Here is a 25,566-nt window from a genome sequence, read left to right on the forward strand (position 1 = left end):
GAGGAGTGAGCCCGATGAGGATGGTCCTGACGGCCCGGATACCGACCGAGACCGGCAACGAGGTGATCCAGAGCGGCAGTCTGCCGAAGATCATGGAGACGGCCCTCGCCGCCCTTCAGCCAGAAGCCGCCTACTTCACCCTCGACGGCGGTGAGCGCACCGCCTACTTCTACTTCGACATGACCGAGTCGTCGCAGATGCCGACGCTCCTCGAATCGTTCTTCATGGACCTGCACGCCAAGGTCTCGCTCCAGCCGGTGATGAACACCGCGGAGCTGCGCAGCGGTCTCGGCCAGCTGATGAGCGGCACCTGAGCCACCGCCCGGCCCGGCGCTCCCTCACTCCGCCCCGGTGTCCTCCGGTTCCCGGCGCGCCAGCCCGGCCAGCACGTCGAGCGCCTCGGCCAGCACGTCGACGGGCGGCGAGGCGAGCGCCAGCCGTACGGCGTTCGGCGCGTGGGCCGGGCCGACGGCGAAGGCCCCGGACGGGGTGACGGCGATGCCGCGACGTGCGGCGGCGGCCACGAAGGTGTCGGCCCGCCAGGGGTCCGGAAGCTCCCACCAGCAGTGATACGCCTGCGGATCGGCCTGGACCCGGAATCCGGCGAGCCGCTCGGCGGCGAGCCGCTGCCGTGCCGCGGCGTCGCCGCGCTTCTCCGCCTCGGCCGCCGCCGCGGTGCCGTCGGCCATCCAGCGGGTCGCCGCGTCGAGCGCGAAGCCGGCGGCGGTCCAGGTCCCCGTCCTGAGGGCGGCCGCGAAGTCCGGTGCGCTGCCCTCGGGCACGGTGAGGAATCCCAGCGACAGTCCGGGCGCGAGCCGCTTGGACAGGCTGTCGACGACCACGGTGCGCTCCGGCACGAGCGCGGCGAGCGGGGAGAGGTCGTCGCGGAGGAATCCGTAGATCGCGTCCTCGATGGCGTGGAGGTCCAACTCCCGCAGAACAGCGGCGAGTTCGGTGCGGCGGCGGGCGGGCATGGTGCGGCCGAGCGGGTTGTGGAGGGCGGGCTGGAGGTAGACGGCGCGCAGCGGAGGGGCGGAGCGCAGCGCCTCGGGGGTCAGGCCGTGCTCGTCCATGGCGAGGGGGACGAGCGTGACGCCGAGGCGGGCCGCGATGCCCTTCACCACGGGGTAGGTGAGCGCCTCGACGCCGAGCCGCTCACCGGCCGGGACCAGCGCGGCGATCGCCGCGGCCAGCGCCTGCCGCCCGTTGCCCGCGAAGAGCAGCTGCCCGGGGTCGGGGGCCCAGTCGCCGCGGGCGAGGTGCGCGGCCGCGGTCCGCCGGGCCACGGCCGTGCCGGTGGCCCCCACCGGGCGGAGCGCACCGGCCAGCGCGTCGGGGCGCAGCAGATGCCCCAGGCTCTTGGCTAGCAGCGCCGGATGGCCGGGCAGCACCGGGAAGTTCAGCTCCAGGTCGACCCGGGCCCCGCCCGGCTCGGCGAGGGCGGGTTCGGCCGCGGGCGCGGCGGCGCGGACGAAGGTGCCGCGGCCGACCTCCCCCACCGTCAGCCCGCGCCGGCCCAGTTCCCGGTACACCCGGGCCGCGGTCGAGCCGGCGATCCCCCGGTCGCGGGCGAACCGCCGCAGCGGCGGCAGCCGTTCCCCCGGGGGGAGCCGGCCGGCCGCGATGTCCGCCGCGAGGTCATCGGCGAGCGCACGGTAGTCGTCCACCCTGTCCACCCTTCACTCCCTCGGACGCCGCCACCGACGCCGCAACAGGCACTGCACCTCAGGCAGTGCACACCAACACTGCGCACGAACACTGAACACAATATTGCACCGAGCGCATTATTTCCATTGCACCGAGCAATTGCGCTCTATAGCATCGATGCGTCACATCACCGCAGAGGGGACACACCATGGGTTCGGTCGCTTGCCGGGGGATCACGGTCGGATACGAGGACGAGGGCAGCGGGCCGCCCCTGGCACTGGTGCACGGGCACCCCTTCGACCGCTCGATGTGGCGCCCGCAGACCGAGCACTTCAGCCGGGCCGGATGGCGGGTGATCGTCCCCGACCTGCGCGGCTACGGGGAGAGCACGCCCGTGCCCGGCACCACCCCGCTGGAGACCTTCGCCCGCGACCTGCTCGCCCTGCTCGACCACCTCGGGATCGGGCGCTTCGTCCTCGGCGGGCTGTCCATGGGCGGCCAGATCGTCATGGAGTGCTACCGGCTCTTCCCGGAGCGGATACGGGGCCTGGTCTTCGCCGACACCTTCGCCGCGGCGGAGACCGAAGAGGGCAGGACCCGCCGCCGCGACATGGCGGAACGGCTGCTCCGCGAGGGCATGACCGGCTACGCCCAGGAGGCGCTGCCCACGATGGTGTCCGCGCACACCCTCACCCACCGGCCGGACGTCGCCGCCCACGTCCTGGCCATGATGACGGCCGCACCCTCCGAGGGCGCGGCCGCCGCACTCCGCGGCCGCGCCGAACGCCCCGACTACACGGCGCTGCTCTCCCGGATCTCGGTACCGGCCCTCGCGGTGGTCGGCACCGAGGACGCCCACACGCCGGTGAGCGACGCCCAGGACATCCACACCCGGGTCCCGGACGCCACGCTGGCGGTCATCGAGCAGGCAGGCCATCTGCCCAACCTGGAATGCCCGGAGGAATTCAACGCCGTACTGGCGGAGTTCCTCCACTCCCTCCCGGAGCAGGCGGAGACGGCCGCAGCGCACGGCTGACGACGGACGGGAAGGAGGGCGCGGAGCCGGTGCCGGGCACCCGTCTCCGCGCCACCGAACGGCCGTCAGTGCGCGTCGTAGATGCCCTGATAGTGGCCGAGCGCGGTCTCGCGCACCGTGCCGTCGTCCCAGTGGTCGAAGCGTCCCGGTGTCAGCCGTGCGGGGTCCACCACGGTGCGGCCGGTCTCCAGCAGCATGGCCGCCAACTGCCGGCCCACACCGGCGGCATGGGTGACCCAGCTCGCCTCCGCGACCCATAGGCCGGGCACCGCGGCCACCGGGCCGACGAGCGGCAGCTCATCGGGCGTCAGGGCGAAGACTCCATTGAGCCTGCGGCCCGGCGCGGCCTCCCGGAAGGCCGGGACGAGCCGGTGCGCCTCGGCCAGCGCGGAGCCGAAATCCGCCTCCCGGAAGGGAAGTTCGGCGCTGTCGCGGCCGGCGGCCGGCTCCCAGGGCAGGGGGCGGTGCGCATAGCTGCCCAGGCCGTAGCGGCGGCCGTGCCGCCGGGTGTAGACGGCGTGGTCGGGGTAGCGCACGATCGGCGCGTCGATGGGGGTGTCGTCCAGCTCGGGCCGCTCCGCGGTGAAGACGTACGGGTGCTGGACGTCCACCATCGGCAGCCGCACTCCCACCCCGGCCGCCAGCACCGGGCCCCAGATACCGGTGGCGAGCACCACCCGGCCGGCCCGCAGCAGTTCGCCCGCGCCGGTACGCACCCCGGCCAGCCGCCCGCGGTCCGTCTCCAGGGAGGCCACGGGCGTACGCCAGCGGAAGCGGGCACCGGCCCGCTCCGCGGCGGCGACCAGCAGCCGGGTCAGACCGGCCGGATCGGCGGCGCCGTCGGACGGGATGTACAGGGCGCCCAGCGCCCGTTCGGCATCGACCAGCGCGGGAGCCAGCGCCACGGCCTCCGCCGCGTCGAGCACCCGCGCCTCGATACCGAGGCCGCGGCCGTGCAGGACATCCGCACGGGCCTGCGCCAGGCGCGCCTCGGTGGTGGCCACTTCGAGGCAGCCGACCTGCCAGAAGGCCGGTTCGTCGGCGGCGGCGGACAGCTCCCGGTAGGTGGCCACACTGTCCTTCGCCAATACGGCCAGCTCCGGCGTGGCGCTGAGCTGACCAACGAACCCCGGCGCCAGTCCCGTTGAACCGGGGAGCGTGTCGCGGTCCCGGGCGTCCACCACGGTCACCCGCTCGTGGCCGAGCCGTGTCAGGTGATACGCCACCGCGGCGCCCACCACACCGGCTCCGACGACCAGTACCCCTTCTCCCGCGGCCATACCGCTCCCCACTCCCGACTGCCCGACGGTGACGGCGTTCCCGCCCCTCGGATCGTAAGCACGCCGCCCGTTCGGAGCGGACCCGGGTGCGCCCCTCCGGGCACTCCCCGACTCCCCCTGGACCCAAGGGCGTTACCCAGCCGTAACCTACCGACGGGTTACCAGAGGTAAGGAGTGGACCTTACTCTCCAGTCACATTCGGGTGCGCCGCACGCCCCACCTGTCCCCGGACAGCGTGCGGCGGCCCGCAGCGAGATCTGGAGCAGAAGATGAGGCCCTCCCGTACGACACTGCGCGCCGCGGTCAGCACCGTCTCCGCGGCGGTGCTGGCCACCACGGTTCTCGCCGGCGCGCCGGCCACCGCCGAGGCGGCGACGCCGCGGTCCGCCCCCACGGCAGCGGCGTCGGGCGCCCCCTCCGTGCGGTTCGTCGACATCGAGGGCGACGGCGGCACCACCCTCAAGGCGAACGTCTTCACTCCGGCCGGCTCCGACGGCACCCGGCGCTACCCCGTCATCGTGCTGCCCACCAGCTGGTCGATGCCGCAGATCGAGTACATGGCGCAGGCCAGGAAGCTGGCCGAGGCGGGCTATGTCGTCGTCGGATACAACTCACGCGGCTTCTGGCAGTCCGGCGGAGAGATCGACACGGCCGGCCCCAAGGACGTCGCCGACGCCTCGAAGGTCATCGACTGGACGCTGGCCCACACCCCGGCCGACCCGCGGAAGGTCGGCATGGGCGGGGTCTCCTACGGTGCCGGGATCAGCCTGCTGGCCTCCGCGTTCGACAAGCGGATCAAGGCGGTCGCGGCGCTCAGCGGCTGGGGCGACCTCGTCGGCTCGATCTACAGCGGCCGCACCGAGCACCGGCAGGCCGCGTCGTTCCTGGGCGGCACCGGCGAGCTGACCGGACGCCCCAGCGCCGAATTCCGCGCCATCATGAAGGACTTCCTGGCCTCGAACCTGGACAAGGAGCAGGACCTGATCGCGTGGGGACGCAAGCGCTCCCCCGCCACCTATCTCGACCGGATCAACGCCAACGGCGCGGCCATCATGCTGGGCAACGCCTGGGGCGACTCCATCTTCCCGCCCAACCAGACCGCCGACTTCTACGAGAAGCTGACCGGCCCCAAGCGGCTGGAGCTCCGCCCCGGTGACCACGCCACGGCCGAAGGGCTGGGGCTGTTCGGGCTGCCCAACGACACCTGGACCGACACCCAGCGGTGGTTCGACCACTACCTCAAGGGCGCGGACAACGGCATCGACCGGGAGTCGCCGGTGCTGCTCAAGTCCCGTTCCACCGGCGCGTACGAGGGCTACAAGAGCTGGAAGGACGTCCCCTCCGCGCAGCGCCGGATCGAGCTGGGCGACAGCAAGAAGATCCACACCAACGGGAACTCCGGCGCCGACGGCGGACTGATCATCCTCTCCAGCATGATGGACCAGTTCTTCCGGCTGCCGCCGATGGCCTCGATCCCGCTGCTGCCGCGCCCGCTGGCCGCCGTCTGGCAGTCCGAGCGCTACGGGACCGAACAGCGGGTCAGGGGAACCACCCGGCTGCACACCACCATGACCAGCACCGCGGAGAGCGGCACCGCCATCGCCTACCTCTACGACGTGGGCCCGCTCGGCATCGGCAAGCTGGTCACCCACGCGCCGTACACCTTCCACGACAAGACCCCGAACCAGCCCTTCGGCGTCGACCTGGACCTGTTCTCCACGGCCTACGACGTCCCGGCCGGTCACCGTCTCGCCGTGGTCGTGGACACCGTCGACCCGCTGTACAACGAGCACAACCCGTCCGGCGCCCGCCTGACGTTCTCCTCTCCGGCGGACGACCCGTCGTATGTGTCGGTGCCGGTGCGTGACTAGGGCATTTCGGCCGTTGACGGGACGTGGGAGCGGGTGTTCACCGCGCTGATGGCCCACGCTGACGCTGATGAGGACCTGAATTAGTCGCCTCGGTGGACTCGCCGATCATTCGCGCTCACCAGCACGGGGCCGAGGCCCGCAAAAAGGGGCCTCGGCCAGCGAGCCCGGCGACCGTGCCAGCGGCCGCTCCCGCGGCGGCCGGCCCCCGCCTTCGACCGCGAGGAATACAAGCAGCGCAACACGGTCGAGCGGTGCATCAACCGTTCAGCACCATCGCAGCTGTTCCTGCAAGTCCGGAACGGACGCTGCGTCGCAGGACATGACGACCACAAGCCTGCTGAGATCGATGCCCTCGGGCCGCTGCGTGTAGGACCATCGCTGTCCTGCCCGCAGAAGGGTCCTGAAGAGCAGCCGCTGTCCGGCGGCATCGCCCGACAGCGCCTTATCCGCGGCCTCGACGATCAGTACGTAGTGGTCTGCCGACAGCCACTTCAGATCGCGCAGACAGTCGGAGAGGGCATCCCAGTTCCACCCGAAGTAATCAGGCAGCCGCAGTCCGTCGCAAAACTCCTGGAAGACGGCGTCCGTGTCACGCATCTCCCGGCCGTCGAGACGTGCTACGTACGTCCGGCCGGTCATGGGAAGCAACAGATCGACAGGCAGGGAGCCTTGCTCCGGAACGACGTGCACCCAGGGCACGGTGCGCACCCCCACCTCCCCCTCCAGCGATCCAGGGCTCCTCCGCCGTCAGAGCCGGCAACAGCAGCGATCTGCACAGTCTAGATCCGAACGAATCAGCCCAGGCGAGGCCCACTCCGCCCCCGGAACCGGGAGTTCCGCCGTGATGTCCGGCCGGGGGCGGCATGCCGTGGTGCCGGAGCGGGCCGGGGAGAGTACGGACGACGGGTCAACGGACGCCTCCCCGGACCCCCTTGAGATCGCCTGACGTAACGGCGACGATGGCTGCCGTCACAGCCCCTTGCCGCATGCGGCCCCGGTGGACGTATCGCGCTGCGCCAGAATGGTGGGCAGCGATGTCCAGCCGCCCCGAGGCGCCGGAAACAAGGTGACACCATGACCACACGGCAGGTCCGCAAGCGGTGCCAGGCGCTCGTCAGCGCACTCGACTTGCCCAGTCCCTTCTCCGTCGAGGCCCTCGTGCGCGAGCTGTCGGTCCGGCGGGGCCGGCCCATCCGCATCCACACACTGACGCTCGGCTCCGCCATGAACGCCTGCGGCCTGTGGATCGCCACCGACTCCTGCGACCACATCTTCGTCGAGGAGAAGACCACCCGGTTCCACCAGGAGCACATCGTCCTCCACGAGATCGGCCACATCCTGTGGGATCACGGCACCGACGAGGACGAGAGCCACCGCGCGCTGGCCGCGCTGCTGCCCGACCTGCGCCCCGACGTGGTCCGGCGACTGCTGGGCCGCACCAGCTACACCTCCGAGCAGGAGCAGGAGGCGGAACTCGTCGCCAGCCTCATCCACTCGGCCGCGGGTATGCTGCCCCCTTCGTCCTCCCCAGGGGTGCGCGGCACCCTCGAAGTCGCCCTGGGAATCCGCAGGTAGGAGCGTGCACATGCACTCCCTCTACGAACTGGGCACCCGCGTCGAGCTCACCGGCGCACTGGCCCTGTGGCTGGTGATCCTCCTCCGGCTGCCCACCGCCCGCCGCTCCCGGCAGCAGAAGATGCTGCTGATGTCGGCGGTCGGCCTCGCCGGATCGATCACCGTCTATCTCGACCCCGTCACCGCGGCACTGAACCATGCCTTCCGCTTCGCCGAGAGCTGCGGCCTGTTCATGAACGGCTGGGGCGTCGTCAGTTCGGCGCTCATCCTCGACTTCGTGCTCGCCGCGATGTCCCGGCGCCGGCCCTGGCTCGTCTACGGCCCGATGGTCCTCACCATCGGCGCGCTGATCGCGCTCAACTACACGGTCGCACCGGACGCCGGCTGCGTCACCAGCCAGGCCGTCCCCTGGTACAGCCCGTTCTGGTGGCTGCTCATCGCGGCCCACCTCATCGGCACCATCCCGTGCGCCGTGCTCTGCGTGCGCTACGGGCGCCGGGCCGGCGACGACCGGCCGGTACGCACCGGGCTCCTGCTGCTCGCCGCCGGGTTCACCTCGTCGGCCACGTTCTGGTGCGTCGTCCTGGCCTTCCTCCTCGCCCGGCCGCCCTGGCTGGGGGCGCTGTTCCCGCTCAACATCGGGGTCACGGCCTGGATGATGACCGCCGGGGTCGGTCTGCCCCTGGTCGTCACCGTCCGCCGGGCCGCCCACGACATGAGCGCCCTGTGGCGCCTGTATCCCCTGTGGCGCGAGGTCACCGAAGCCGTTCCGTACGTCACCCTGGACAAGCCGCTCCCCCGCGTCCGCGCGGTGCTCGGCGGCCCCCGTACGATCCGCCTCCGGCTCTACCGCCAGGTCATCGAGATCCGCGACGCCCTGCTCGTGCTGCACGACTACGTGTCCTCCGAGGCGATGGAGGCCGCCCGGGACCACATCGGGACCCAGCAGCTGCCCGGGGAACAGGTCGAGCCCGCGGTCACCGCCTGCTGGCTGTGCACCGCCCTCGACGCCCGGCAGGCCGCGGCCACCCCCCGGCCGAACCAGCTCACCCCCGGAGGGCCCGCCCACGACGGCCTCCGCAGTGAGGCCGACTTCCTGCTCGCCGTCCTCCGGGCGCGTGCGCTGCCCGCCGTCCGCTCGTTCGCCGTTCCCCCCGCACCGGCCGAGGCCGCACGGGCCCGTCCCGCGGTGCCGGACCAGCGTGCCCCCCACTCGCCCCCCTCTCGCACGAGTTAGGAATCCATGACCCAGCAGTCCGCCCGCACCCCCTACACCAGCGGCATGTTGAGCAATGACGCCGGCCGTGAGCGGGAGCGCCTGACCTCCATCCAGGGCAGCGTGGACACGTTCACCACCGGAATCCTGAACCGCCTCCCCGTCGAAGCCTCCTGGAACTGCCTGGAGTTGGGCGCCGGCGCCGGCTCCATCGCCTACTGGCTCGCGGAACGGTGCCCGGAAGGACGCGTGGTCGGCGTCGACCTCGACACCCGCCACCTCGACGCCGGCCGTGCCGCGAACCTGGAGGTCCAGGAAGCCGACATCACGGACGAGGACTACGCACCCGGCAGCTTCGACCTCATCCACGCGCGCTACCTGTTCTGCCATCTCGCCGCCCGCGACGAGATGGTCGCGCGGGTCAGCCGCTGGCTCTCCCCCGGTGGCTGGCTCGTCATCGAGGAGCCCTACCACCTGCCCGGTGCCACCTCCCCCTTCCCCGTGATGCGGCGCATCCTCGACGCCTACCAGCGCATGTACCACGCGCACGGCGCCGACCTCACCTGGGTCAGGGGCCTGCCCGCCCTGCTGGCCGGCAGCGGACTGTCCGACGTCGCCTTCGCCGCCAACCCCGGCCTCATGGGCGGACTCGACAAGGACCGCTGGCTCCCGCTCATCAGCCAGGCCGCACCCACCCTCCTCGCCGACGGTCTGGTCACCGAGGCCGACCTGGCGGAGTTCCACACCCTGCTCAAGGACCCGGCGTTCATCGACATCCCGCAGATGACCCTCTCCGCCTGGGCCCGTCGCCCGGCGTAGGTGCCGCCGGTGGGCGGGCCGGGTCGAAGCCGCCGTGTGCGGTGCCCGGCCCCCGCGAGATGATCAAGGGGATGAGCAACCACCACCCGCACCTGCCCACCACCGAGTCCGCCGTCACCGCGATCCGTGCGGTCGCGGCCGAGTACCGCCTCGGCCTGACCGTCACGGACGACATCGGCGCGGACCGGACCTCCCGCCGCACCTCCGCCGGGGTGTTCACCGTCCTGGACCCGGACGGCTCGCTGCCGCACGAGGCCTTCGTGGAACTGGGCGGTTCGCCCGAGGTCACCGTCCAGGTCTTCCCCGAGGACGATGCGACGATCACCGTGGAGGGGGTGGAGTTCGCCGATGTCCCGCGGGACGCGGTGCCGGCGTTCCTGCGGTCGGTGTACGGCGGTCTCGCCCACGTCAGGACGCGGTTCCTCCCGCCGGGCCAGTGGCTGGTCGTGCCGCTGCCCGGCGACGAGACGTACCGGGAGCCGGTCTTCCGCGGCGCCCTCACGCCCTGGCTCACGCGCGCCGTCCGCTGAAGTCCGGGGCCCGGCTCTCAGGCGGGCGGCTGCGGCCGCTGTCCCCCGGGCAGCAGGGTGCCCGGTTCCGGGGCGGCCACCTCCACGGCCTCGACCTTGGGGTTGCGCCGCTGCCGCTTGGAGACCCAGTTGGCCAGCCAGGACAGCAGCATGCACATCCCGATGTAGATCGGCGAGATGATCATGACGACGGGGATGAACGGCAGGTCGTAGTCGAGGTTGGACGCAATGAGCTTGCCGGCGTGCAGGAACTCCTCGTAGGTGATGAGGAAGCCGAGCGAGGTGTCCTTCAGGGCGACCACCAGCTGGCTGATGATCGCCGGGAGCATCGCCCGCACCGCCTGCGGCACCAGGACGTGCGTCATGACCTGGGTCTTGCGCATGCCCAGGGCGTAGGCGGCCTCCCGCTGGCCGCGCTCGACGGAGTTGACGCCGGTACGGAAGACCTCGGCGAGCACCGAGCCGTTGTAGAGGGTCAGTCCGGCGACCAGGGCGGGCAGCGGCTCCACCTTCAGGGCCACATAGATGAAGAAGATCATGACCAGGACGGGCATGGCCCGGAAGAACTCCACCAGCAGGGTGCTCACCCAGCGGGCGAGGCGGTGCTCGGAGAGCCGGCCGGTCGCCAGCACCGCGCCGAGCGCCAGCGACAGCACCGCCGCGAAGGCGAAGGCCTTCAGGGTGTTGCCCAGGCCCCGGAGCAGGAGTTCCTGGATTCCGGTGTAGGTGAAGGGGGTCCACTTGGCCGCGACGAACTGGCCGGTGGCGAAGAGCAGGTAGATGATCCAGGCGAGCAGCGCGAGGATGACGACCGTCCCGGCGAGACCGTAGAGCCGGTGCCGCTGCCGGGTCCGCGGGCCGGGGATGTCGTAGAGAGCGGTGGTCATCGGGCGGCTCCGAAACGCTTCTCCAGCACGTTGAAGAGCGCGCTGATGGTCAGGGTCACGAGCAGATAGCCGACGGCGATCCAGACGAAGGTCCAGATGATGCTGTAGCCCATCTCGTTGAGCGGCTTGTAGACCCCGAGCAGTTCGACGACGCTGAAGGCGCCGGCGATCGCGGAGTTCTTGGCGAGCGCGATCAGCGTGGAGCCGATGGGCGGGATGACGGACCGGAAGGCCTGCGGCAGCACGATGTCACCGAGGGTCTGCGGGAAGGTCATGCCCAGGCTGCGGGCCGCCTCGCCCTGCCCGACCGGCACGGTGTTGATGCCGGAGCGCACCGCCTCGCAGATGAAGGCGGAGGTGTAGCAGCCCAGCGCGAGGATCGCGAACAGCTTGAAGGGCAGCACCAGACCGAACCGCGGCAGGCCCAGCACCACGGCGAAGAACAGCAGGGTGAGCGGGGTGTTGCGCAGCACGGTCACCCACGCCGTGCCGAAGGCCCGCAGCGAGCCGACCGGGGCGACCCGGAACGCGGCCATCAGGAAGCCGAGGGCGAGGGCGAGCAGGGAGGCGTAGACGGTGAGTTCGACGGTGCCCAGCAGGCCCTCCCCGTAGAGGGAGAGGTTGTCCAGAAGAACGTTCATCGGTCAGTTCCTTGCCGGCTCAGGTCGCCGGGTAGCGGTCGATCGGGGGCGGCTTGGGGGCGGGCACTCCGGACAGGCCGAGGGTCGCCTCGTACGCCTTGCGCCAGAGGCCGTTCTTCTCGGCCGCGGCGAGGGCGTCGTCGAGGGCGAACCGCAGCGCGTTGTCGCCGCGCGGGACACCGATGCCGTACGGCTCCTCGGAGAACGGCTTGCCGACCACCTTCAGCTCCTCGGGCACCTTGGCGGCGTAGCCCAGCAGGATCGCGTCATCGGTGGTGACCGCGTCGACCTGGTAGGTGAGCAGGTTGTCGACACACACCGAGTAGGTGTCGTAGGAGACCAGGACCGCCTTGGGGTACTCGGTCTGGATGCGCTGGTAGGGGGTCGAGCCGGCCGCCGAGCAGACCCGTTTGCCGGCCAGGTCCTGCGGGCCCTTGATGTCGTTCTCGTCGGTGCGCACCAACAGCGACTGGCCGGCCAGGTAGTACGGGCCGGCGAAACCGACCAGCTTCTTGCGCTTGTCGTTGATGGTGTAGGTGCCGACGTAGAGGTCGATCTGGCCGTTCTGCAGGGCGGTCTCGCGGTTGGCGGAGGAGATGGTCTTGAACTCGATGGTGCCGGGCGGGAAGCCGAGGGCCGCGGACATCATCCGGGCGATCTCGATGTCGAAGCCGGCGTAGAGACCGGAGGCCGGGTCCTTCTCGCCGAGGTAGGGCTGGTCCTCCTTGACGCCGATGACGAGGTGGCCGCGGCGCTTGGCCTTCACCCAGGTCGGGGACTGGGGCAGGGAGAAGTTTTTGGCGACCGGGTACTGGGGCAGTTCGCTGCCCGTGGGGCCCTTGACCGGTGGGCTGCCGGGCCGGCCGCAGCCGGCGAGGGCCAGTGCGAGCGCGGCGAGCACGAGCGCCACGAGGGCGCGGCGCAGGGGCGCGGAGTGACGGTGCATCATCGCGGCGCCCCCGTTCAGTGCTTGAGGATCTTGGAGAGGAAGTCCTTCGCCCGTTCGCTGCGCGGCGCGGTGAAGAACTCCTCGGGCGTGCGGTCCTCGACGATGCGGCCGTCGTCCATGAACACCACACGGTTGGCGGCGGAGCGGGCGAAGCCCATCTCGTGGGTGACCACGACCATCGTCATGCCGTCCCGGGCGAGCCGGCGCATCACTTCCAGCACCTCGTTGATCATCTCCGGGTCGAGGGCGGAGGTCGGCTCGTCGAAGAGCAGGGCCTTGGGGTCCATGGCGAGGGCGCGGGCGATGGCGACGCGCTGCTGCTGGCCGCCGGAGAGCTGTGCGGGGTACTTGTCGGCCTGGGAAGCGAGCCCGACCCGGTCCAGGAGTTCCCGGGCGTGCCGGGCGGCCTCGTCCTTCTTCTGCTTGCGGACCTTGACCGGCGCCAGCATCACGTTGGCCAGCACGGTCTTGTGGGCGAAGAGGTTGAAGGACTGGAAGACCATGCCGACTTCGGCGCGCAGCTGGGCGAGCGCCCGGCCCTCGTCGGGCAGCGGTCTGCCGTCCAGGGTGATGCTGCCCGACTCGACGGTCTCCAGGCGGTTGATGGCCCGGCACAGGGTGGACTTCCCGGACCCGGAGGGCCCGATGACCACGACCACCTCCCCGCGGCCGACGGTGAGGTCGATGTCCCGCAGGACATGGAGCTTTCCGTAGTGCTTGTTGACCCCGCGCAGTTCAATCAGCGTCTCACCGGCCATATGCAGACCTGCCCACTCTCATCCGTACAGCGGAGAGCCCGCAACCTACCGGGGCACATGGGGCACTTCGCCGCTGACACGCACGTATGCGCGGAGATGGGCGGATAAATCAGGGTACGGATAAATCAGGGTTACCGATGAACGTCCCGCGGCCGGCCCGGCCCCGTCAGCGGTCCCTCGCTGCCGAATCAGGCCTCGGAGACCTCGGCGCAGATCTGGGAGAGTTCGGGCACGCCGGTGTCGGCCCACTCATGTCCCGCCGCGACCACGTCGATCTCCCGGCAGGACGCCAGCCGGACCACCGGCTGCCCGTCCGGCCAGACATGCCAGACGGCGCCGCGTACCGTGCGGACCAGCACCGTGCCGAGGTAGAGGCCGGCGTCGTTGCCGAGCCAGGGCAGCACCTCGGGGTCGTCCCGCCACACGGGCTGGAGCTGATCCAGCAGCTCCAACGAGCGCACGGAGTCGTCCAGTTCCACCCCCGCGTCCGCCGCCTGGGCCCGTAGCAGCTCGCACTCGGACAGCAGCTCGACGACGCTCTCGGGGTCGGCGCGCACCGACTCCGCGAGCGGCACGGACCGGTGCGCTTGATGACGCTTGCGCCACTTGTCCAGGAAAGACATGTTCATGGTGTGCAGGGTCCCACCCGGTCCGCGGACGGGGCCACAGGCGCGCGGCGTCATCGTGCCCCGTTCGTCACCTTGACGCTCCCCCGTCGTCTCCCTAGCTTCATGGCGCTCGGATCGGATCTGCTGCATCCGCACAAGCCTCCGCCCCGCGTGGGGCACGGCCCGGATCGCAGCGCACCACCTGCCCGTTGGCGCCACCCGGAGGGATACGGACCGATGCGTGTACGACGATGGGGCACCGCCCTGACGCTGCTGCTCTTCACGGCCGCACTGCCGGCCGCCGGCCTCGGCACCGCCACCGCCGCACCGGCCGGTGCCGCGCGGTCTCCGCTCCGCCCGCTGCCCTTGGCACGGCACTTCGACAACCGGGCGGTCAGTGACAACTCCGCCCCCGGCTCGGCCGACTTCGACGGTGCGGGCCGTTCGCTGTCCGCCCAGGACCTGGCGGCGGCCGGCTGGTCACCGGGAAACGCAATAACCCTCGACGGCACCCGGCTCGGGCTGCCGCGTACGGCACCCGGGACGCCGGACAACGTGGTGGCGGACGGCCAGACGGTGGCGGTCCAGGGCCGGGGCGAGGCACTGACCTTCCTGGTCGCCGGGACGGGCGGCACCGCCTCCGGCAGCGGGACCGTGCACTACCGGGACGGCTCCCGCAGCGGCTACGAACTCACCGCGCCCGACTGGCGGTCGGGACCACTGAGCACCAAGGCGGTGGCACTGCCGCACCTCAACGGCCCGGACGGGCCGGCGGCCGGTCCGGCGCGGCTGTACGCGGTGACCGTGCCGCTGCGGGCCGGGCGGGAGGTGGCCTCGGTGGTGCTGCCCCCGGCGGGCGGGGCGGCGGCCGCACTCCATGTGTTCGCGGTGGCGGTACGCGACGCCGGGCCCAGGACCGGGAGTTGGGCGGCGAGCACCGCGGGCTACCGGGCGGTCGGGCCGTGGACGGACCGTACGCTGCGGCTGGTCGTGCACAGCGGCGCGGGCGGGCCGCGGGCCCGTGTCCGGCTGGCCAACACCTTCGCGGCCGCGCCGGTGGACATCGGGGCGGCCAGCATCGCGGTACGCGGCGCGGGGGCGGCGGCGGACCGGGCGCCGACGCCGCTGACCTTCGGGCGGGGGAAGTCCGGGACCCGCATACCGGCCGGGGCCGAGGCGTTCAGCGACCCGGTGGACTTCACCGTTCCGGCCGGCGCCGATCTGCTGGTGAGCATCCATCTGCCGGGGACGGTGACCGCGGCGCCGGTGCACCAGGAGGCGGCCCAGCAGTCGTACCTGAGCGCGGCGGGCAGCGGGAACCGCACGGCGGACGCCGGGGGCGCGGCCTTCCCGGAGACCATGACCTTCTGGCCGTTCCTGACAGGGATCGATGTCGAGGGCGGCCCCGGCTCGATCGTGGCGCTGGGCGATTCGATCACCGACGGGGTGAAGTCGACGAGCGGCACCAACCGGCGCTGGCCCGACGTCCTGGCCCGCCGCTTCCAGACCCAGCAGGCGCTGCCCCGCTACGGCGTGCTCAACCACGGCATCTCGGCGAACCGCATCGTCACCGACCGCTATCCGGGCGACGGGGTCAGCACCGACGCCGGCGGGGTCAGCGCCCAGCACCGGCTGGAGCGGGACGTGCTGGCGCAGCCCTCGGCGCGGACGGTGGTGGTGTTCGAGGGCATCAACGACGTGCGCTGGGGGACCTCGTCCGACGAGGTCGTCGCCGGCCTGCGGGCGCTGGCGCGGCGGGCGCACGAGCGGGGGCTGCGGGTCGTGGCGGCGACCATCGCGCCCTGTGAGGGCTACCCGGACTGCACCCCGGCCGTGGAGGCCCGCCGGCAGGCCGTGAACGCCTTCATCCGGGCCGGCCGGGGCACCGTCTTCGACGCGACCCTGGACTTCGACGCCGTGGTACGCGATCCGCAGCGGCCCCAGCGGATGCTGCCCGCCTACGACAGCGGCGACCATCTCCACCCCGGGGACGCCGGCCTGCGGGCGCTGGGGGAATCCGTGGACCTGCGGGCGCTGGTGCCCGGCCGGAGCTGACGGCCCGGCCGTCCGGCGCGACGGCCCCGGGGCGGTGACCCCGGGGCCGTCCCCGCCGGCTCAGCCCTGCACGTCGAGGTCCACCACGACCGGGGCATGGTCCGAGGCGCCCTTGCCCTTGCGCTCCTCACGATCCACATAGGCGTCCGAGACGGCCTTGGCGAACGGCGCGTTGGCGTAGACCAGGTCGATGCGCATCCCGCGGTTCTTGGGGAACGCGAGCTGGCGGTAGTCCCAGTAGGTGTACGGCCGGTCGTACTTGAGCGGGCGCGGGACGACGTCCGACAGACCGGCCTCCCGCAGGGCCGCCAGGGCGGCGCGCTCGGCGGGCGTGACATGGGTGGAGTCCACGAACACAGCCGGGTCCCAGACATCCTCGTCCGTCGGCGCGACGTTGTAGTCACCGAGGACCGCGAACGGGCGGGGGCCCGCCGCGTCCTCCGCGACCGCCGCCTTCAGCGCCTCGAACCAGCCGAGCTTATAGGTGTAGTGCGCATGGCCGACCTCGCGGCCGTTGGGGACGTACACCGACCAGACGCGGGCCGGGCCGCAGGTCGCCGAGACCGCCCGCGGCTCCTGCGCCCCCTCGTACTCCGGGCCGCCGGGGAGGCCCATGACGACGTCGTCGAGCCCCACCTTGGACAGCAGGGCGACACCGTTCCACCTGCCGTCGGCGTTGACCGCGGCCTCGTAGCCGAGCGCGCGCAGCTCGTCGTACGGGAACTGCTCCGCGCTGCATTTGGTCTCCTGGATGCACAGCACGTCCGTGCCGGTGCTCTCCAGCCAGGCCAGCAGCCTCGGGAGGCGGGCGGTGATCGAATTGACGTTCCAGGTCGCGATGCGCATGTCTGCAAACCTACAGCGAGGGACTGACAGTCCGGCCGTCAGCCGAGTGTGGTGCCGGTGCCGGGCGTGAGCCGGCCGTGGTCGGCGCCGCCCAGCTTGTCGATCATGGAGTCGTAGATCGGGCGGGCGTGGTCCTGGAGCAGACTGTCGTGGATGTCGATGGCCCGCCGGGGCGCGACCTCGCGGACGTAGTCGATGATCTCGGCGACCTTGTTCCAGGGGGCGTGCACGGGCAGCAGGAGGGTGTCGACGGAACGGCCCTCCGGGACGGTGAGGGCGTCGCCCGGGTGGAAGACCGCACCGCCGTCGATGAGGTAGCCGACGTTGGTGATGCGCGGGATGTCGGGGTGGATCACGGCGTGCAGCTGGCCGTGCACCTCCACCTCGAAGCCGGCGGCGGTGAAGGTGTCCCCCTCGCCGACCGTGTGCACCCGGCCGGGGAACGCGGCCGACAGCTGCTCGGCGACGCTGGCCAGCGTCCAGATCTCGGCCGCCGGATTGGCCTCCATGCCCGCCCGCAGCCGCTCCTCGTTGAAGTGGTCCATGTGCTCATGGGTAACGAGGATCGCGTCCGCACCGACGGCCGCGTCCTCCTCGCTGAAGACACCGGGGTCGATGACGAGCGACCGCCCGTCCTTCTCCAGCCGGACACAGGCGTGGATCTTCTTCGTGAGTTCCATGGGGCCATCTTGCCCCGCGTCTCACGCCTCCGGCGTGGTCTCCTCGCGGATCACCTGCTGGGCGACGCGGAACGCGGAGTTGGCGGCCGGGACACCGCAGTAGACGGCGGTGTGCAGCAGCACTTCCTTGATCTCCGTGGGCGTCAGGCCGTTGCGCAGCGCCGCGCGGGTGTGCAGGGCCAGTTCCTCCTGGTGGCCGCGGGCGACCAGCGCGGTCAGCGTGACGATGCTGCGGGTGCGGCGGTCCAGGCCCGGCCGGGTCCAGGTCTCGCCCCAGGCGTAACGGGTGAGGAAGTCGTGGAAGTCGCCGTTGAAGTCGTCGGCGGTGGCCTCGACCCGGTCCACATGGGCGTCGCCGAGCACCTCACGGCGGACCTTGATGCCCGCTTCGTAGGTGGCGCCACGGTCCTGCTCCGGCTGGGCGCGACCGGACTCTATGGCGGCGGGCTGCCCCTGCGGGGCCGGCGGGGCAGCGATCTGCGCCTTGGGAGCGGCGGCACCGATGGCGTTCTGGCCGCCGGGGCCCGGCTTGTCGTGCCAGGCGGTGCTGAAGTGCCGGATGAGGAGTTCGGTGACGGCCGAGGGCTGCTCGACGGGCACCAGATGGGAAGTGCCGGGCACCAGCGCCAGGCTCGCGTCCGGGATACCGGCGACGAGGGTACGGGCGTCGGTGGTCGGAGTGACCTGGTCCTCGGAGCCGACGACGACCAGCGTGGGAACACCGACCCGGCCGAGCGAGGACCGTACGTCGTAGGAGGCCAGCGCCTCGCACGCGGAGATGTAGCAACCGGGATCGGTGGTCCGCACCATCTGGACGGCCCACTCGACGATCGCGGGCTGGGCACCGGCGAAGCCCTGGGTGAACCAGTGCTCGGGCGCGGTGCGGGCGATCGGGTCGAGCCCGTTGGTACGGATGACCACACCACGCTGGCGCCAGGCGTCGGCGGTCCCGTAACGCGGCGAGGTGGACACCAGGGCCAGCGAGGTGACCTGGTGGGGGCGGGTGAGCGCCAGCTGGGTGCCGATGGCGCCACCGATGTTGCAGCCGGCGTAGCCGAAGCGGTCCACCCCCAGCGCGTCGAGGGTGGCGATCAGCCGGTCGGCCAGCTCGGCGACGGAAGGCGCGGCATGGGCGGGCGAGCCACCGTGGCCGGGCAGGTCGAAACGGATGACCCGCCAGTGGCGGGTCAGCTCGGGAATCTGCCGGTCCCACATGTGCCAGGTGGTCCCGAGCGCGGCGCCCAGGACGAGTACAGGGGCGTCGTCGGGGCCGTCAATCCGGTGCTGCAGGGTCTTCTCACTCACCCGGCCACGCTACCGAACTCTTTGACGCGGTCCTGACGCCCGGGTCAGGAAGGGGGGTGGGGGTGGGGTCGCCGGCCGCGCCCGGGGGATGGTTTGCGCAGGTCAGAGGCTCACTGTGAGGACTGCGCAGGCGAGCGTGTGACCTGGATCGTGGTTGCTCATCGTGATGCGGTGGTGCGGATGTGGTGGTGCGGATGTGGTGCCGTGGTCGTGATCAGGGTCGGGGCCTTCCGGCCCAGAGAAGGCCTGCGCCATGGTCTGCTGGATCACCCCCTCGACTGGTCGGCCCGCTCATCCCGTTGGGCCACGGCGTGTTCCTCCCGTCGCCCAACGGACCAGGTGACGTGGCTCTTCGGAGCCAGCGAGATCAGCCCGGGAGGGGGATGAACAGCAGGATGCCGTGGGCGGTGGCGGCGGTGTAGCAGGCAGTGCCGGGGAAGGTGGCGGTGAAGAAGGGGGTGGCGATGGCGAAGACGGGGACGATGGCGTTGTGGAGGGTGGCGGTGCCGTTGGCGTCGGTGACGGCGGTGCCGAGGTTGACCGGGCCGAAGAGCGTGGTGGCGGTGAAGGTCACCGGCTGACCGGCCACCGGCATCCCCGAGGTGGTCGTCAGGGTGGCGCTGAGGGTGGGGATGTAGAACTCGGGCAGCGGGGTCAGCCGGAGCCGGATCGTGCCTGGCTGCGCGGTCAGCTTTGTGGGGGTGGGGTTCACGGTGACGGGGGTGCTGGTGTTGGAGCCGGTGAAGCAGCTGTCACCGCTGTAGACGGCGGTGAGGGTGCCGGTGGTCAGGGCGGTGGTGGCGAAGCAGGCCTGCCCCGATCCGTTGACGGGGACCACCTGCATCTGGCCGTTGGGGAGGGTGAAGGTGACCGTGCCGGTCGGCACCGAGGTGGTGCCTGGTGCCGGGGTGATGGTGGCGCACACCGTCACGCTCTCCCCGCAGGACGAGGGGTTCGGCGTCACCGAAAGCGTCGTCGTTGTGGGGTTGGGGCTCACAGTGACGGGGGTGGGGTTGCCGTTCACGGTCGCGGTGAACGAACCGGCGGTGTAGGTGTGGGTGGTCTGCCCGCTCCCGGTGGCGTCGAGGGGGACGGTGACCGTGGGACTGCTGTCCCCGAAGTCCACCACCGCGGCCCCGTTCGGAGTCCCCCCGGAAATGTTGAACGTCACGGGCTGCCCGCACACCGGCGACGCCGGCGAGGTCGTCACCGTCAACGGCGAAATCTCCGTCACATTGGCCGAATTGGCGTTGGTGACGTAGACGTTGCTGTTCTGTGCCGCCGCCACCGAGAACGGGAACGCGCCGACGGGGACGGTGGCCACGACCGTGTTCGTGGTGCTGCTGATCACCGTCACGGTGTTGGAACTGCTGTTGCCGACGTAGACGTTGCCGGTCGGCGCCACCGCCACCCCGAACGGACCCCCGCCGGTGGGGACGGTGGCCAGGACCGTGTTCGTGGCGCTGTCGATCACCGTCACGTTGTTCGAAACGGTGTTGGTGACGTAGACGTTGCCGTTCTGCGCCACCGCGATCACCCCCGGGACCGTGCCGGCGGGGACGGTGGCCACGACCGTGTTCGTGGCGCTGTCGATCACCGTCACGTTGTTCGAGGTCTGGTTGGCGATGTAGACGTTGCCGTTCTGCGCCACCGCCGCATAGCCCGGGAACCCGCCGGTGGGGAGGGTGGTCAGGACGGTGTTCGTGGCGCTGCTGATCACCGTCACGGTGCTCGCGTTCCGGTTGGCGACGTAGACGTTGCCGTTCGCCGCCACCGCCACCGCGTCCGGGACCGCACCGACGGGGACGGTGGCCAGGACGGTGTTCGTGGCGCTGCTGATCACCGTCACGTTGTTCGACGTGCTGTTGGCGACGTAGACGTTGCCGTTCGGTGCCACCGCCAGTGCGAACGGGCCCCCGCCGGTGGGGACGGTGGCCAGGACGGTGTTGGTGGCGCTGCTGATCACCGTCACGTTGGCCGAGCTCTGGTTGGTGACGTAGACGTTGCCGTTCTGCGCCACCGCGATCATGGCCGGGTCCGAGCCGACGGGGACGGTGGCCAGGACGGTGTTCGTGGCGCTGCTGATCACCGTCACGTTGGCCGAATTGGCGTTGCCGACGTAGACGTTGCCGTTCTGCGCCACCGCCACCCCCAGCGGGGTCGTGCCCGCCGGGATCGTCACCGTGGAGAACGCCGCACTGAACGGCGCGGCCACAAGCCCCCGTACAGCGGCCACCCCAGATCCACCGGCCGGTACAACCGGCCGAACCCCGGCGATCGCTGGAGCTCCCCACCAGCCTGTAGTCGGTTCCATGACAAACCCCTCTCAGCTGAGAGGGCCGCCCGAGAACTCCCATCCGGGGCCCGCGTCGCACGGCGCCGGTATACGCGCACCGGATCACCGCTTGCACACCGGGACAGAGGGACCCGCCGACACGTACCACACACCGGCGCACCACAGGCGTTGCCCATCTCTCCCCGGAGAGATGGGCAACCCACCGGATAACGGTCACCACCATTAACCCGAAATGGCCAATGGAACACCACCGCATTGACCCGACTATCACCCGGACAGACCAACACACAGCCCCACCCGGGCACGTCGTTGGAGAAGGCGAACTGGCGCGCAATGCGGCCCGGAACGTGGAGCTGAGCAGGGAGACTACGGAGGTTTCACGGGGTGATCGGAGGCACCCCGTGAGGTCGACCGCGCAGATGCCAACCACGGCTACCGAAGCGAATGTCGGCGCCACTTCGGTGTACGAGTTCGTCCTGCCGGAAGCGTTCACCGAGCCGTGTCGCCGGCGCACGCCACACGCGAGTGACAGCGCACGCCACACCTGGGGAACAAGCGGCGGTCGGGGCGCGATTCGGCCCGTGCGGCGCGCCTAGGATGAACGCCGTACGGTCAACATGACTTGACGGCGCCGGACGGACAGGACAACGGGGAGACAATGACCAGCCCGACCCAGGCCCCAGAGCAGACCAGGGCCCATGAGCCCCACCCCTACATCGGGGGGCGCGGTGCCGTGCTGCGCGCGCTCAGCGCGTGGCGGGCGGAGCGGCCGGGCGCGCCTCGGGTCGTCGTCCTGACCGGAAGCACGGGGACCGGGTGTTCGCGGCTGCTCACGGGGTTCCTGATGCTCTGCGACCCGGAGTATCGCAAGGGGCTTGAGCTGGACGCGTTCGATCCGGCGACCGTGCCGCCGGACTTGCCCGCGCCCGCGGTGCCGAGTGTCGCCGGGCTGACGGCGACGCAGACCCTGTGGCTGCTCGCCGATCACTACGGGTTGTCCGCGACCCGCACCGACGGCATCGTCCCCGAGCTCGGTCAACTCCCGTTGTCCGGGCGGTCGGTGACGATCGTGGTGCCGGATGTGGACCGGGCGGGTCCGGTGCGAGGGGCGGGTGAGCCCGCGCAGGTGGTGCGGGACGTGCTGAAGCCCCTCGCCGCCGTCGAGTCCATACGTCTTCTCGCCGACGTGCCCCGGGAGTTCGCCGTCGAGCTCGCCGAGGGGCTGCCGCCGGGCGGGGCCCAGGTCATCGACCTCGACGCACCCGAGTGGGCCGACCCCGAAGGGCTTGTGCTGCAGGCCGAGGCGCTGCTCAATCCGCAATTCGGGGCCCCGGAACTGCCCTTCACGACCGAGCCCGACGCTCGCCGCGCGCTCGCCGAGGCGATCGCGCGGCACGCGGGAGAGGGCGCGGGCAGCCGTCTGACCGTGCAGCTCGCCGTGCAGTCGGTCCTGATGCACCCGGAGGGGTTCGACCCGGCGGATGTGAGCCAACTGCCCGGCAGCGTCGGCGAGGTGCTCGATCTGCACGCCGAGCGGCTTGACACCCACCCCCGCACCCTGCGGCAGATCCTCGCGCCCCTCGCCCTCGCCGAGGGCGACGGCCTTCCCGTGCATCTGCTGACCCCGCTCGCCTCCGCAGTGGCCGAGCGGGACATGAGCGAGGACATGGCGCGGGGCATGCTGCTCGTCGCCCCCTTCATCCGCCCCGTCGAGCGGGCCGGCGAAGGCGTCCCCGAGGAGGAGCGGACGCTCCTCGGATTGCAGCACCCGGGCATCGGCGAGGCCGTTCGGGCAGGCATTCCGGACGTTCCGGGCGCTCAGACGCGTATCGCCATGGAGTTGCTGGAGGCCGTGCCCGATCAGGACTGGGCGAAGGCCGGGGCGTACGTTCGCGATCACCTCGCGGGACACACCCTGGAGGCCGGTCTGCTCCCCCGGCTCCTCACCGACCCCGGCCTGTTCGCCCACGCCGAGCCGGTGCGGTTGCGCGCCGCGGTGGAGTCCGTACCCCCGGAGCAGCTGGACGCACCGGCGCGTACGTATCTGCGGACGGCACCGCTGCTCACCCGCACCCAGGCGCCCGCCCTTCTTCGAGCGGCACTCCTGGAGACCGCGTTCGTCGAAGACGGACTGCCGGAGTACGCGGATGTGTTGCGCCGCACGGTACCCGGGCTTCCCTGGCACACCCTGTGGAGCGTGCCGGTCGCCGGGGCCGACGCCGTGACCGTCGGCACGCTGCTCCCGTCCGCGGCCGCGTCGGGCAGCGCCGCGGAGGCTGCCGCGCAGCAGGAGCAGCCGGAGCCGGCCCCGCTCGCGGTCGCCGTCAGCGCGGTGCCTCAGGGCACCCCGGGTTCGACCCCGTTGAAGGCCGACGATCCCGAGGCCCGCGCCGTGCTGGTGCAGGACCTCGCCACCGGCGCCGCCATCGATGCCGACCCGGCCCAGATCCTGCGCCCCTCGGAGGACGAGCGCGCCACGGGGCCGCTCGGGTTCAGCCGCGGCGCCGACTATGTACGCGTCTGGCATCGCGGCGAGCAGCAGGGCGACGCACAGCTCGTCACGGCCCTGATCTCCGCCACGCCCTTCACGGGAACCGACCTCTCCCCCGACGGCATCCTCCTCGTTGCCACGGAAAGCGGTGTGAAGGCGCTGCAGATCCGCCCGGCGCAGCCCCGTGCCACGACCGCTCGCGGCTCCGTACCCGCCCCCCGGGCGGCCGAGCCCGAGCCCGCACAGGCCCCCGGGCCCGCACAGGCCCCCGAGCCCACGCCGGAAGCCGCCGCCCAGGCTCCGCAAGCCCCCGGGCCCGTTGCCCACCCGACCGCCTGACACCCACCCACCCCCGCACCGCCGACCGTTAGGCTCACAGGGCCGAGGCCCGAAGCCCCCAAGCCTTTCGAAGGCGCCCGTATCAGACCGCCTGCACTCAGGCCCACTCGGACGAGGGCCGCGGAGCGCGCCCGGCACCGGCCCCGGCCGCACCCGCCCCGTCCGCCCGAAGACTCGATGGGAGTTCCCGTGATCAGCCAGGAGCAGGCGCTCGCGACCGCCGAGGGGTGGCTCAACCCCGAGGGACAAGAGCACCGTGAGGTGCGGATGCAGGAGTTCGATCTGGGCTGGGTGGTGTGGGCCGCGGCCCCGCCGGTCGAGCGTGACCCGGTCACGGGCAAGCGCCGGCCGCCGGCCACGATCGGCCACTCCTGCGGTGTGGTCGACCGCCGCACCGGCGAGCTGAGTACCTGGCCGTCCGTGCCGGTCGAGGAGGTCGTGCGGATGTACCAGCAGAAGCACGGCGGCGGCGAGGAGGCCGCGCCGCCCGCGCAGCCGCCGGTCACCGGCCCCGGCAACACCACGGTCCTCACCTACGTCGACCCGCGCACCGGCGAGGAGACCAGCCTCGTCAAGAACTCCGCCCCCGGTGAGCCGCACTCCGAGTACCAGGCCCTGGTGGAGATGGACAGCCTCGGTGTCCCCGCGCAGAACGTGGTCGCGATCCACACCGACCTCAGCTCCAGCCAGCTCCCCGGCGGGTACCCGGGCAAGCTACTCGGCAGTGTCTACCCCAACGCCCGGTTCTCCTGCACGCAGGAGTACGGCCTGCGGGCAGAGCAGCGCGCCGAGGCGATCGCCGGGCTGCTCCAGCACGTCGAGATGATGCACCAGATCGCGGGACAGCAGCCGCCGCCACGGCCGCACCGCGCGCCGGTGCCGACCGACGTCGAGCCGGCCGAGCCGCTCCGCGATGTCGCCCTGGGCCACGCGCTGACGGAGGCCTTCGGCGCTGACGACGTACGCCGCTACGACGCCGACGACCTGGCACGCACCCCGCTCCCCGAGGCCGCCAAGGCCACGCTGACCTGGGCCGGGCTGCCGACCGACATCCCGTTCTTCTTCACGGCCGACACCCCGGAGGCGGAGCTGCCGGGTGGCCTGTTCGGCAATGCCGCCGCGCATCTGCGCGAAGTCGGCTCCCAGGCGAGCGCCGCCTCCCTCGCGTTCCTAGAGGGGCACGTCAGGATCGGCACCGACGGGGTCGCTCTGATCACCGTCCAGTGCACGGGGTCCGATCTGGAGGGCGAGCCGGTCGGCCAGCTCTGGGCCGTCACCCCGGAAAGCGCCGCGGGCCGCCGCGTCAACGCCTCGGTGTCCGCCTTCGCCCGCTCCCTCGCGCTCCTGCACACCACACGCGAGGAGATGATCGCGCTCGACCCCGTCATGGCGGGCAGCGCCGTCGCCGACTTCCAGGAGCAGCTCGTCGCCATCGACGCGACGGCCCTGGACGACCCGGGCAACTGGTGGTCGGTGATCGTCGAGCAGATGTGGCACGGGTTGTTCTGATCGACCCGATCGCCTTGGGGGCGCGGCGCGTTGGCGGCTATGGGCCGCGCCTCGTTGCGTACCCGCGGATTCTGTAGGTGCGCGCTCGGTACCTATCGCTGCCGGCCGTGGACCGTTGGAAGGCTCGTTACGGCTAGGGGCTGTCTGACAATTCCCAGTCCGATCAGCGAGCGTCCGCCGAGCTGGCAGTCCGGAGGTGCGCCGACACCTCAGGGTTTCGCCGGGCAG

General features: G+C 71.6%; 22 protein-coding genes and 1 pseudogene. 11 read left to right on the forward strand and 12 right to left on the reverse strand.

The features are described 5' to 3' along the window. Positions 1-14: 14 nt before the first annotated feature. Positions 15-314 carry a hypothetical protein gene (locus tag ACGFN2_RS22250; protein ID WP_362601390.1) on the forward strand — a complete coding sequence of 100 codons (300 nt, stop codon included), beginning with the start codon at positions 15-17 and terminating at the stop codon, positions 312-314. Positions 315-338: 24 nt separating this feature from the next. Here ACGFN2_RS22250 and ACGFN2_RS22255 read toward each other — a convergent pair whose 3' ends face one another. Continuing rightward, positions 339-1,667 carry a PLP-dependent aminotransferase family protein gene (locus ACGFN2_RS22255; RefSeq protein WP_393363064.1) on the reverse strand — a complete coding sequence of 443 codons (1,329 nt, stop codon included), beginning with the start codon at positions 1,665-1,667 and terminating at the stop codon, positions 339-341. A 188-nt stretch (positions 1,668-1,855) separates the two neighbouring features. On the opposite strand from ACGFN2_RS22255, the gene ACGFN2_RS22260 reads away from it, so the two are divergent. Beyond that, positions 1,856-2,683, forward strand: a complete 828-nt coding sequence (locus tag ACGFN2_RS22260) for an alpha/beta fold hydrolase (protein ID WP_393362998.1) — start codon at positions 1,856-1,858, stop codon at positions 2,681-2,683. A gap of 65 nt (positions 2,684-2,748) precedes the next feature. Here ACGFN2_RS22260 and ACGFN2_RS22265 read toward each other — a convergent pair whose 3' ends face one another. Next, complete coding sequence (locus ACGFN2_RS22265) at positions 2,749-3,963, reverse strand: NAD(P)/FAD-dependent oxidoreductase (RefSeq protein WP_393363001.1); 1,215 nt, start codon at positions 3,961-3,963, stop codon at positions 2,749-2,751. A 269-nt stretch (positions 3,964-4,232) separates the two neighbouring features. Between ACGFN2_RS22265 and ACGFN2_RS22270 the strand changes: the two genes are divergently transcribed. Both ACGFN2_RS22270 and ACGFN2_RS22275 read left to right on the forward strand, forming a co-directional pair. Further along, positions 4,233-5,834 (forward strand): alpha/beta fold hydrolase, encoded by a 1,602-nt coding sequence (locus tag ACGFN2_RS22270; protein WP_393363004.1) that lies wholly within the window; start codon positions 4,233-4,235, stop codon positions 5,832-5,834. 9 nt (positions 5,835-5,843) lie between these two features. Continuing rightward, positions 5,844-6,098: pseudogene (locus ACGFN2_RS22275) on the forward strand (hypothetical protein); the annotation flags it as partial. Here the strand turns inward: ACGFN2_RS22275 and ACGFN2_RS22280 are convergent. Next, the gene (locus ACGFN2_RS22280) at positions 6,099-6,542 is read right to left on the reverse strand and encodes a barstar family protein (protein ID WP_393363007.1); all 444 of its coding nucleotides are present in this window, start codon (positions 6,540-6,542) and stop codon (positions 6,099-6,101) included. A 366-nt stretch (positions 6,543-6,908) separates the two neighbouring features. Here ACGFN2_RS22280 and ACGFN2_RS22285 point away from each other — a divergent pair, with 366 nt between their 5' ends. From ACGFN2_RS22285 to ACGFN2_RS22300, 4 genes are all read left to right on the forward strand, one after another. Next, the gene (locus ACGFN2_RS22285) at positions 6,909-7,409 is read left to right on the forward strand and encodes a hypothetical protein (protein ID WP_393363010.1); all 501 of its coding nucleotides are present in this window, start codon (positions 6,909-6,911) and stop codon (positions 7,407-7,409) included. A 10-nt stretch (positions 7,410-7,419) separates the two neighbouring features. After that, complete coding sequence (locus tag ACGFN2_RS22290) at positions 7,420-8,646, forward strand: MAB_1171c family putative transporter (RefSeq protein WP_393363013.1); 1,227 nt, start codon at positions 7,420-7,422, stop codon at positions 8,644-8,646. Between the two features lie 6 nt (positions 8,647-8,652). After that, on the forward strand, positions 8,653-9,444 hold the full coding sequence (locus ACGFN2_RS22295; RefSeq protein ID WP_393363016.1) for a class I SAM-dependent methyltransferase: 792 nt from the start codon (positions 8,653-8,655) through the stop codon (positions 9,442-9,444). 71 nt (positions 9,445-9,515) lie between these two features. Next, positions 9,516-9,974, forward strand: a complete 459-nt coding sequence (locus tag ACGFN2_RS22300; protein ID WP_393363019.1) for a hypothetical protein — start codon at positions 9,516-9,518, stop codon at positions 9,972-9,974. 17 nt (positions 9,975-9,991) lie between these two features. Here ACGFN2_RS22300 and ACGFN2_RS22305 read toward each other — a convergent pair whose 3' ends face one another. The 5 genes from ACGFN2_RS22305 to ACGFN2_RS22325 form a co-directional block, all read right to left on the reverse strand. Then, positions 9,992-10,861, reverse strand: coding sequence for an amino acid ABC transporter permease (locus ACGFN2_RS22305; protein WP_362601413.1), 870 nt, complete (start codon positions 10,859-10,861; stop codon positions 9,992-9,994). Then, positions 10,858-11,502, reverse strand: coding sequence for an amino acid ABC transporter permease (locus tag ACGFN2_RS22310; protein WP_362601416.1), 645 nt, complete (start codon positions 11,500-11,502; stop codon positions 10,858-10,860). The genes ACGFN2_RS22305 and ACGFN2_RS22310 overlap by 4 nt, the downstream gene beginning before the upstream one ends. A 19-nt stretch (positions 11,503-11,521) precedes the next feature. Next, positions 11,522-12,451, reverse strand: a complete 930-nt coding sequence (locus ACGFN2_RS22315; protein WP_393363023.1) for a glutamate ABC transporter substrate-binding protein — start codon at positions 12,449-12,451, stop codon at positions 11,522-11,524. Between the two features lie 14 nt (positions 12,452-12,465). Beyond that, positions 12,466-13,209: an amino acid ABC transporter ATP-binding protein gene (locus ACGFN2_RS22320; protein ID WP_362601422.1), complete on the reverse strand. Its 744-nt coding sequence runs from the start codon at positions 13,207-13,209 to the stop codon at positions 12,466-12,468. Between the two features lie 188 nt (positions 13,210-13,397). Next, complete coding sequence (locus ACGFN2_RS22325) at positions 13,398-13,838, reverse strand: DUF6278 family protein (RefSeq protein WP_393363027.1); 441 nt, start codon at positions 13,836-13,838, stop codon at positions 13,398-13,400. 216 nt (positions 13,839-14,054) lie between these two features. Here ACGFN2_RS22325 and ACGFN2_RS22330 point away from each other — a divergent pair, with 216 nt between their 5' ends. Then, complete coding sequence (locus ACGFN2_RS22330) at positions 14,055-15,872, forward strand: SGNH/GDSL hydrolase family protein (protein WP_362601428.1); 1,818 nt, start codon at positions 14,055-14,057, stop codon at positions 15,870-15,872. A gap of 60 nt (positions 15,873-15,932) precedes the next feature. Here ACGFN2_RS22330 and ACGFN2_RS22335 read toward each other — a convergent pair whose 3' ends face one another. The 4 genes from ACGFN2_RS22335 to ACGFN2_RS22350 all read right to left on the reverse strand — a co-directional run bounded on the left by ACGFN2_RS22335 (position 15,933) and on the right by ACGFN2_RS22350 (position 20,939). After that, entirely contained in the window at positions 15,933-16,718 is a 786-nt protein-coding gene (locus tag ACGFN2_RS22335) for an exodeoxyribonuclease III (RefSeq protein ID WP_393363030.1), read from the reverse strand. Between the two features lie 38 nt (positions 16,719-16,756). Next, the gene (locus tag ACGFN2_RS22340; protein ID WP_362601434.1) at positions 16,757-17,398 is read right to left on the reverse strand and encodes an MBL fold metallo-hydrolase; all 642 of its coding nucleotides are present in this window, start codon (positions 17,396-17,398) and stop codon (positions 16,757-16,759) included. Positions 17,399-17,419: 21 nt separating this feature from the next. After that, positions 17,420-18,703 carry a 4-carboxymuconolactone decarboxylase gene (pcaC, locus tag ACGFN2_RS22345; RefSeq protein ID WP_362601437.1) on the reverse strand — a complete coding sequence of 428 codons (1,284 nt, stop codon included), beginning with the start codon at positions 18,701-18,703 and terminating at the stop codon, positions 17,420-17,422. A gap of 367 nt (positions 18,704-19,070) precedes the next feature. After that, positions 19,071-20,939 (reverse strand): Ig-like domain repeat protein, encoded by a 1,869-nt coding sequence (locus ACGFN2_RS22350; protein WP_393363035.1) that lies wholly within the window; start codon positions 20,937-20,939, stop codon positions 19,071-19,073. Between the two features lie 718 nt (positions 20,940-21,657). On the opposite strand from ACGFN2_RS22350, the gene ACGFN2_RS22355 reads away from it, so the two are divergent. Together ACGFN2_RS22355 and ACGFN2_RS22360 are read left to right on the forward strand one after the other, a co-directional pair. Next, on the forward strand, positions 21,658-23,829 hold the full coding sequence (locus ACGFN2_RS22355) for an ATP-binding protein (RefSeq protein ID WP_393363038.1): 2,172 nt from the start codon (positions 21,658-21,660) through the stop codon (positions 23,827-23,829). 189 nt (positions 23,830-24,018) lie between these two features. After that, on the forward strand, positions 24,019-25,338 hold the full coding sequence (locus ACGFN2_RS22360; protein ID WP_393363041.1) for an SUKH-4 family immunity protein: 1,320 nt from the start codon (positions 24,019-24,021) through the stop codon (positions 25,336-25,338). Positions 25,339-25,566: the final 228 nt, after the last annotated feature.

It is taken from the genome of Streptomyces sp. NPDC048612, assembly GCF_043199295.1.
Lineage (GTDB): Bacteria > Actinomycetota > Actinomycetes > Streptomycetales > Streptomycetaceae > Streptomyces.

Coding starts and splice junctions, on each gene's coding strand:
- ACGFN2_RS22250 (WP_362601390.1), top strand. CDS start 15: ATGAGGATGGTCCTGACGGCCCGGATACCGACCGAGACCGGCAACGAG.
- ACGFN2_RS22260 (WP_393362998.1), top strand. CDS start 1,856: ATGGGTTCGGTCGCTTGCCGGGGGATCACGGTCGGATACGAGGACGAG.
- ACGFN2_RS22265 (WP_393363001.1), bottom strand. CDS start 3,963: ATGGCCGCGGGAGAAGGGGTACTGGTCGTCGGAGCCGGTGTGGTGGGC.
- ACGFN2_RS22270 (WP_393363004.1), top strand. CDS start 4,233: ATGAGGCCCTCCCGTACGACACTGCGCGCCGCGGTCAGCACCGTCTCC.
- ACGFN2_RS22285 (WP_393363010.1), top strand. CDS start 6,909: ATGACCACACGGCAGGTCCGCAAGCGGTGCCAGGCGCTCGTCAGCGCA.
- ACGFN2_RS22290 (WP_393363013.1), top strand. CDS start 7,420: ATGCACTCCCTCTACGAACTGGGCACCCGCGTCGAGCTCACCGGCGCA.
- ACGFN2_RS22295 (WP_393363016.1), top strand. CDS start 8,653: ATGACCCAGCAGTCCGCCCGCACCCCCTACACCAGCGGCATGTTGAGC.
- ACGFN2_RS22300 (WP_393363019.1), top strand. CDS start 9,516: ATGAGCAACCACCACCCGCACCTGCCCACCACCGAGTCCGCCGTCACC.
- ACGFN2_RS22305 (WP_362601413.1), bottom strand. CDS start 10,861: ATGACCACCGCTCTCTACGACATCCCCGGCCCGCGGACCCGGCAGCGG.
- ACGFN2_RS22310 (WP_362601416.1), bottom strand. CDS start 11,502: ATGAACGTTCTTCTGGACAACCTCTCCCTCTACGGGGAGGGCCTGCTG.
- ACGFN2_RS22315 (WP_393363023.1), bottom strand. CDS start 12,451: ATGATGCACCGTCACTCCGCGCCCCTGCGCCGCGCCCTCGTGGCGCTC.
- ACGFN2_RS22320 (WP_362601422.1), bottom strand. CDS start 13,209: ATGGCCGGTGAGACGCTGATTGAACTGCGCGGGGTCAACAAGCACTAC.
- ACGFN2_RS22325 (WP_393363027.1), bottom strand. CDS start 13,838: ATGAACATGTCTTTCCTGGACAAGTGGCGCAAGCGTCATCAAGCGCAC.
- ACGFN2_RS22330 (WP_362601428.1), top strand. CDS start 14,055: ATGCGTGTACGACGATGGGGCACCGCCCTGACGCTGCTGCTCTTCACG.
- ACGFN2_RS22335 (WP_393363030.1), bottom strand. CDS start 16,718: ATGCGCATCGCGACCTGGAACGTCAATTCGATCACCGCCCGCCTCCCG.
- ACGFN2_RS22340 (WP_362601434.1), bottom strand. CDS start 17,398: ATGGAACTCACGAAGAAGATCCACGCCTGTGTCCGGCTGGAGAAGGAC.
- ACGFN2_RS22355 (WP_393363038.1), top strand. CDS start 21,658: ATGACCAGCCCGACCCAGGCCCCAGAGCAGACCAGGGCCCATGAGCCC.